This window comes from Fibrobacter sp. UWR4 (assembly GCF_003149045.1).
GTDB lineage: Bacteria > Fibrobacterota > Fibrobacteria > Fibrobacterales > Fibrobacteraceae > Fibrobacter.
In genome coordinates this window covers 130,094-137,833 of sequence record NZ_QGDU01000003.1, presented here as the reverse complement: position 1 = coordinate 137,833, position 7,740 = coordinate 130,094, and the positions used below count along the sequence as shown (strand labels likewise).

8 protein-coding genes are annotated in these 7,740 nt (G+C 46.8%); all 8 read right to left on the bottom strand.

The genetic code is table 11. The annotated features are described in order from the left end of the window. Positions 1-253 precede the first annotated feature (253 nt). Positions 254-2,128: an ATP-binding cassette domain-containing protein gene (locus BGX12_RS02410; protein WP_109734496.1), complete on the bottom strand. Its 1,875-nt coding sequence runs from the start codon at positions 2,126-2,128 to the stop codon at positions 254-256. Between the two features lie 27 nt (positions 2,129-2,155). Next, positions 2,156-2,569: a CRISPR-associated protein Csx20 gene (csx20, locus tag BGX12_RS02405; RefSeq protein ID WP_109734495.1), complete on the bottom strand. Its 414-nt coding sequence runs from the start codon at positions 2,567-2,569 to the stop codon at positions 2,156-2,158. 72 nt (positions 2,570-2,641) lie between these two features. Then, positions 2,642-3,472, bottom strand: coding sequence for an Rpn family recombination-promoting nuclease/putative transposase (locus BGX12_RS02400; RefSeq protein ID WP_109734494.1), 831 nt, complete (start codon positions 3,470-3,472; stop codon positions 2,642-2,644). A 109-nt stretch (positions 3,473-3,581) separates the two neighbouring features. Continuing rightward, positions 3,582-3,947 (bottom strand): hypothetical protein, encoded by a 366-nt coding sequence (locus BGX12_RS02395; protein ID WP_109734493.1) that lies wholly within the window; start codon positions 3,945-3,947, stop codon positions 3,582-3,584. Between the two features lie 18 nt (positions 3,948-3,965). After that, a complete protein-coding gene (locus BGX12_RS02390; protein WP_109734492.1) occupies positions 3,966-4,454 on the bottom strand; it encodes a hypothetical protein in 489 nt (162 codons plus the stop codon). A 121-nt stretch (positions 4,455-4,575) separates the two neighbouring features. After that, positions 4,576-5,892, bottom strand: coding sequence for a reverse transcriptase domain-containing protein (locus BGX12_RS02385; RefSeq protein WP_255416854.1), 1,317 nt, complete (start codon positions 5,890-5,892; stop codon positions 4,576-4,578). 57 nt (positions 5,893-5,949) lie between these two features. Continuing rightward, positions 5,950-6,735 (bottom strand): hypothetical protein, encoded by a 786-nt coding sequence (locus tag BGX12_RS02380; protein ID WP_109734491.1) that lies wholly within the window; start codon positions 6,733-6,735, stop codon positions 5,950-5,952. Between the two features lie 135 nt (positions 6,736-6,870). Then, entirely contained in the window at positions 6,871-7,737 is an 867-nt protein-coding gene (locus BGX12_RS02375) for a fibrobacter succinogenes major paralogous domain-containing protein (RefSeq protein ID WP_109734490.1), read from the bottom strand. Between the last annotated feature and the right edge of the window lie 3 nt (positions 7,738-7,740).

Sequence of the window (7,740 nt, the reverse complement as noted above, 5' to 3'; positions counted from 1 at the left end):
ATTAAATTTTAGAAAATAGCCCATTTTTTGTTTAATTTAGGCGAAAGTCAACAAAAAAGGGTGGCGAAGCCACCCACACATGTTGATGAAGAGCCTATTAACCTCACAATTCCAATACACCTTAATCTATACTAATTATAAGAAAAGCGTACCCCCTCCTACAAGGGGGATTGGATACGGTCGGAACCAAAAATGCTCAATTTTCGTGTTATTTTGCGATGGTCGCCGACGCCGATAGACCTCGGCAAGACTTTTAACCCAGGGAGTCCAGTTCCTCGTAACGTTCGTAGGCCTTTTCCAGGGCCGCCTCACGATCGGAAATTTCCTTCTGCAGTTCCACGATACGGGCGGCATTGGTACAGACTTCCGGTTTGCAAAGTTCTTCCTGACAAGCGGCGATTTCACCTTCCAGCTTCTCAATAGTATCCGGAAGTGTCGCGTATTCACGCTCCTCATTGTAGCTTCGCTTTTTCTTTTTTGCAGGAGCGCTAGTCACGGATTTTGAAGAACCGGAATTGTTTCCGCCTGCAACGGTTTTCGCAGCACTAGCAGCTTCCTTGTCACGGTTCTTCTTGCCCGCTTCGTAGTCACTATAGCCGCCTACAGCTTCAAAGATGTTTCCATCTTCCTCAATTGCAAAAATGCTCGTGGCGACGGAATCCAGGAAGGCGCGGTCGTGACTCACCGTAAGGACCGTTCCCTTATACTCCGCCAGCAGTTCCGCCAGAAGGTCCAGAGTTTCCATGTCCAGGTCGTTGGTAGGTTCGTCCAGAACCAGCACATTACTAGGATGGCTGAACAGGCAGGCCAGCAGCAAGCGGTTCCGTTCTCCGCCGGACAAGGCGCTAATGGGGCCCCGGGCACGATCCGCACTGAACAGGAAGTCCTGCAGATAGCTCAGCACATGACGCTTGACGCCATTCAGGGTAATATAGGCCTGACCATCGCCGATGTTTTCCACCAGGGACTTGTCTTCACGCAGGCGAGTGCGCATCTGGTCAAAGTAGGCAATTTCAAGATTGGTCCCCAGACGAACCTCACCCTGGTCGGGAGTCAATTCTCCCAGAATCAACTTCAGGAGCGTCGTCTTGCCGGAACCGTTAGGTCCCACAATACCGATACGGTCGCCGCGGGAAACTTCCGTAGAAAAGTTGTTGATTAAAAGCTGGGAAACGCTGGATGTTGCGTCGGGTTGGCCGCCCGCGGAATAGCTATAGGACACATTGGTCAGGCGGGCCACCATACGGCCGGAACGTTCCGCCTCCGTAATCTGCATGTTCACATTTCCCGTGCGGGTGCGACGTTCGGCACGTTCCTGGCGCATCTTGATGAGGGCGCGGACACGGCCCTCGTTACGAGTACGGCGAGCCTGGATACCCTTACGGATCCAGACCTCTTCTTCGGCCAAGCGCTTGTCAAAGAGGGCATTTGCCTTTTCTTCTTCTGCTAAAGCCTGGTCACGGAACTGGACGAACTTATCGTAAGGGAAATCCCAACTGCGGACACGGCCGCGGTCCAGTTCAAAAATACGGGTAGCCACGCGACGGACAAAGGAGCGGTCGTGGCTTACGAACATCACGGCGCAATTCAGACGGGTAACGATACCCTCCAGCCACTGAATGGCAGGAATATCCAGATGGTTGGTCGGTTCATCCAGCAAAAGCAGGTCCGGATCCTCGGCCACCGCACGGGCGAAAAGCACCCGACGCTTCTGGCCACCACTCAGGCTGTCGTATTGAGCGTCCGCATCAATGCCTGTCTTGCCAAGGATCGCTTCCGCCGCGGAGTCATGATGGCCATCGTCTGCGGAACCATCCCTAGCGCCCGTCCACCCGGCGGAACTACCTGCAGCGACTTTTCCCATCACGATATCGCGGACAGTACCATCAATATGGTCAGGAATTTCCTGGATCATGCGGCTGACCCGCATTCCCGAACGGCGGACAATGTCGCCGGAATTAAACTCCATCTCGCCAGTCAGAACCTTAAGGAGCGTAGACTTGCCTTCCCCATTGCGGCCCACCAGGCAAATACGGTCACCCGCTTCCACATCGAAGGAAACACCATCCAGAAGCGGGGCGGCCCCGCCAAGACGCAAAAGAATGTTCTGAGCTGATAAAATTGGCATGTGGGGAAAGGTAGAAAAAATCAGTCTTTAACACGTCCTAGGAAAACGAGGCTTGACTTCATAATAATCCCGGAACCGGACGTGCTTAAACGTATGCGTCATTTGCACACCCTTATCCGTATGGATTTCCTGAGCAATACGAGTCGTCGTAGCATAGACACACTTTACACCTCGAGCACGGCACCATTCTACAACGGCAAGAGTAGAGCCCCATTCCCCCTGGACCCAAACAATATCCGTAGGTTCCAAATGAGACGAAAGCCAGTACAACACAGGGAAAACGTAATCCTTTACGGAATCAATTTCCGGAGGGACATTCCCCCACAAAGTACGGATTTCTTCAGGAGGCAAAACCTCTTCCATTACGCCAAGGCTAACCGCAGCGTCATCAAACTGATCTCTAGTAATCGTGTGATTAGTGACATTGAACAAACTGCACATAAGTTCCTCTAAAAAGTAAGCGAGCAAAATCACCCGCGTTCACTTACTTTATCAGCCACCAAGTGAAGCTTGTCAACCAAGATTATGATTTTTTTGAAGAGCCTTGACTTCTTCCTCAGAGAGACCGGTAAACTCAATAATTTCGCTAACAGGCTTACCCTTGGCGAGCATAGCCCTAGCCATTTCAAGAGCCTTGTCCTTGCGGCCTTCTTCACGGCCCTTCTTATACCGAATGTCGAGTTCCTGTTCCAGGGTCATATACGCCTTCTTTGCTACGGGATCCCTGCGGTACTTTTCCACAAGATCCTGAATATGCTTCATCTTGCTGGATGAACCCTGCTTCGTTGCAAAATACTGCATGTATTCACGAGTAGCTTCATCAGCGATTTCACTATGCTTACTGAAAATATAAAAATTCTTGTAGCAGAGGTCCCCCATCAAAATGCTCGGGTCAGATTCCTCGCGGTTCTGGAACCTGTATACCGGCAGTCCCTCGTCGAAAATATCCTCCGGACAGATGAACAGAATATACTGTTCCTGAAGCATTGTGTAATTCACGCCCTTGGCAAGGACATCCAAATCGCACATGCCCTGGTAATAGCGTGCGCGCTTGGGAAGTTCGCCAGTATCGACCATCTGAAGCTCGATATCAAAATAGCGGCCCGGCCTAGACACGCCCGACTCATCAGCGATTTCTTCCTTCACGGCCACGTCAAAACGTACGCTCTTGTGGAAGAGATCCTCCTGAGCAGTAGCCTCGCCAACTACGGAAATCTTGTCGATGGTGATCTTGAGAACATCCTGCAGAAAATCCTTGGCTACATCCTCATTGCTAAAAACCTTGGCGAACATGAAATTGTCCGTAATATCAAGGTCCTCGTACCTTTTCATCTGGTAACTCATCTTTCCCCCCGCTACACGCAATAAAAGCGACGGCTTAATTCATATGACCATCCGCAGTCAAACCGCAGTCAAGCAGGGTCAGTTCAAGCGCAAATTCTCCCAAAACCGCCTAAATGTAAACTTGGGACAACATTTGGGTAGGATTTAAACATTGTGGGTATACAGTGTCATCTTGCATCACGCCATCAACGACACCTCCTAAATAGGTGACATGAGTTCCTGCAAAACGAACTTCGGCAAATCCGTTTGCCATCTTACCCTCCATCAGCTCACCTACAAAGAATGCACTCACCGTATCAGACGCATCAAAGAAACGACTATTTATCCCATCGTAGATTTCCGAGAGAGGACCATAAAATTCAAGGGTATCAACAAGAGCGGATTCATCCGAAGCAGGATAACCCTCGTAAGAATGGGAAAAAACGGATGCCACGAAAATGGACAGAATGACGGAAAACAGGGTTTGATTCTTCATGGTACGATCCCTCCAGAATTAAGCACAGAGGCTGTTGATGGTTACACCAGACTTCGCAATAGCTTCAAGAACACCCTTCATCAACTTGGAACCTCTATGACGATGGTTCTTGACGGGCTGCTTTTCGTTTAAATGGAGGTTTTGGGAAACAGTAGTCTGATTCACCTTTTCACCAGTACGTTCCATTTCCAACCACTTTTCCAGGAATTTGCATTCACGGCTACCTGCAGGAAACAAGTTCATAATCTGCAGGACCTTAGCATCGGCAAAAGCCTGATCCTTAGCTACAACGCCGTACATCACCTGGCTTTCGCGAATCTTTCCAACGGAATCACCCTCATAGTCCATTTCAAGGCGTTCACCAACATTTGCATCCATGGAGAAGCGGTCAGAGGCATAACCATCGACAATAAAGTCGGAACCTTCATAGTCATCCTTGGGATTGTTGTCGCTCATGAGGAAGTTTTCCACCATGTCGTAGTTATAGAACTTGGGACGGAGATCCACTTCCTTTATAACGGCGCACTTTGAATGAGAAAAGAAAGCACCTTTCGTGAGAGAAAAATGACAAAAGGGTAAACCAAAACGGTTTACCCTTTGCTGTTTTTAAAGGGAATTAACGCGACATTTAAAGCTTGTTAAATCGCCTTTGAATCATCGATAAGCTCTGCAATTTACGCGTACCATTAAGATGTTTAAACGTTCCCTCATAGCTACCGACCCTTAATTTCTGTTTCTCCAGGTTTGGAACAGGATTTTGGATTGCTGATTTGCAGTTTTTGCGCAAACGAGTCCCCGGATATACACGGTACGGCAATATATGAACACCAAGGAAATCAAAGCCGTATGCAGCTGGCTGTAGGTTTATTTTTAGCGGGTGAAGGGTGAGTTTTAATTCATTTTGTAGAAATTGCCGTATTTTATCAATGGCATCTATAAGAATTTCCTTATTGTCAGAAATAAGAACCATATCGTCCACATAACGACCATAATACCGGATTTTTAGGGTCCTTTTAACAAATTGATCCAATTTATTCATATAGATGTTACCAAAAAGCTGTGAAGTCAAGTTTCCTATCGGAAGTCCTTTGGATTCTCCAGCGTATTTAAGTGTTTTATCCTTTGGCAGATCATCCCAGGCTTCTGGTGGACTTCTAAACATTGCTGTTTCCAATGGCATGGCAAACACTATCATTTTTATCAGGAAATCACATAAACCTATATCAGGGACACCTTCCCACTTGGCCTTGTTTAATCCTTCTATGATTAAATTATATAGTAGTGCCTTATTAATGCTCATAAAGAAGCCTTTGACATCGAGCCTAAGAACCCAGCAGTCCTTGTGAAAATCGGCACTAGCGGCTCTTAAAAAGCCCCTTACACGGTTGATCCCCAAAAGAGTTCCTTTACCTTTTCTGCAACTATAAGAATCATGAATAAACTGGCGTTCAAATATGGGAAACAACCAGGAACAAAGAAGATGGTGAACAACCCTGTCTCTAAAATCAGCGGCAACGACTTCTCTTTTTACAGGGGTTTCGTTGATGAAGCACACTGAAGGAGACAAATCATAGGAGCGGCTTACAAGCTCATTGGCTAATTTAAGAAGGTTTGTTTCAAGGGCAAGTTCAAATTTAAGCTGGCTTTTGGTATTCCTTTTGTTTTTTCGGGCCTGCCTATACGATCTATATAATAAAGGATAAATAGAGGGCACCGTAAGGGTGCCCTCTGAGGAGTCCTTGACGAGACGAACAGAGTAGGCGTTGCTAGTCTTATTGTTGTTGTTCGAATTCATCGACGCGCCCGTATTGAAGTTACGGTTGTAGGCATTAGAAGATGAGTTCTCTGAGGCCGTCCAGAAGTTCGCGTTGCTGCCTAAATTGTTGAAGGAGCCCGAGTTCCGGTTGCCAGCAGGGAAAACAGAAAAGCCTGTACGACGTAGTATTCATTTAATAAAGCTTAAAAAAGGCTTTTAATGGATTTTTTAAGCGGTGTGAACCCTTCATCCGTTACCAGATGTGGCGGGCAGAATACTGGATTCCTCATTGCTCACTCCCTGAGTCCTTGAACGCAGGGATTCTGGCGATACAATTTTAAGTATTTCCTCTATTTTTTGGTTTACAAACATCCACTGATTAAGGCTAACCTGGTGAAGCTCGTTAAGAAGCCTAAAATCTAGGCGGATTCGGAGAAGCGACTGCACCAGGCTATCGCAATCAAGTTTATTGACATGGTTAATGTACAAATATACGTGCTCTGTGACATCTACCAGAGCGTTTAAAAGGCGTTCTCCGATAGGAAAACGATATATTCTGTTGATCTTTGGGACTAGATTAGAGGAATATACAGTGAAATCAAATACTAGCCTATAAAGAAGATATTCCGATGTTTTAGCTTCTTTTTTCTGCTCTTTTGGTGTACTTTTAGACTCTTTTTTAGGCTGATCCGTAGATTTCGGAATTGACAAAACACCTGATTTCCATTCGTCATATCCATCCACATTAGGAACATTCCTGATTACGATATGGTCGTCGTCAATAACTTCATATACAAATCCCTTTTGTTTTGATGTGAGCTGCAAATCACTCAAAACATTTTTTGGAAAACCCAGATAGACAAGGTCTTTGGCGACTTTTTGAATGAATTTATGGTGTGGTTGATATTTGAGGAAATATTTGGAAAAAAGGAACGCTGAATGTTCCCATGCTTGCCAAAAAAGGCGGTCCCGCACTAGATGGACTTCATTCCCATCGTTATTTTCAAATTTCAGTATGTCTTCTGTATTCATAAAAAAAAATTTTCGCAAGGCTGCTTCGCAGCCTTGCGGTTAGAGGGGGTTATGCTGCTTAATAAATTTAGGCAAATTTTAGGACCGTGCGCCTTCGGCGCTCCGGTCCCGTTCGCTCTGGCTTCGCCAGGCTCACTAGGAATCCTTGACGAGACGAACAGAGTAGGCGTTGCTAGTCTTATTGTAGTTGTCCGAATACACCGACGCGCCCGCATTGAAGTAACGGTAGTAGGCATTAGAAGATGAGTTCTCTGAGGCCGTCCAGAAGTTCGCGTAGCTGCCTAAATTGCTGAAGGAGCCCGAGCCCCGGCGGCCAGCAGGGATAACAGAAAAGCCGTAATTGTCGGTACCGTTACCGCTAGACCAATCTGTAGTTGATTTAAGCTTTGTTCCTGCACTTCCAGATCCTCCAATCGCGTTAGCAAGTTGATCCCATTCAGCAGCCGTAGGTAAATGCCACCCTGCCACAGATATGCCCATAGCAGCGTCCCAAAGATACAGACGACCATAGTTCTTTCCATTGCGTCCATAAGTAGCTTCGTCGTTATTGTAGAACCAGGAGTTTGGAACATTGAGTTGCAGATTTTCGGCCATCCATGTTTGATTGCCGATGGTCACAGTCCGATATTCAAGTCCACCAATTTCAAGCGTTCCATATTCAACGAAAGTAACTCGGCCAAGCCCCTGACTAGAAAAGTCAGCACCTTCTACCACAATAGCATAATTACCTGCGTATGCAGCCCCATTGTGCGAAAAATACTTGTTTACAACAAGCCCGACATAGCCGTTTTCATCAACAACCTTTATTCCACTTTCGCCGACAATTTGCTTTGCGTACACGCCCACTTCGCCGCCACCACCGCCACCGGTGATTGCTGCAATCAGGTCGGGACAATCCGCGAGAGCTGCTCCCGGAGGAACGATAACGTTTTTTGCTTCAATGGCGGCCAGAATGTTGGATTTTACACCCTGGAGTCTTGTAATTTCATTTTGAATCGACATATA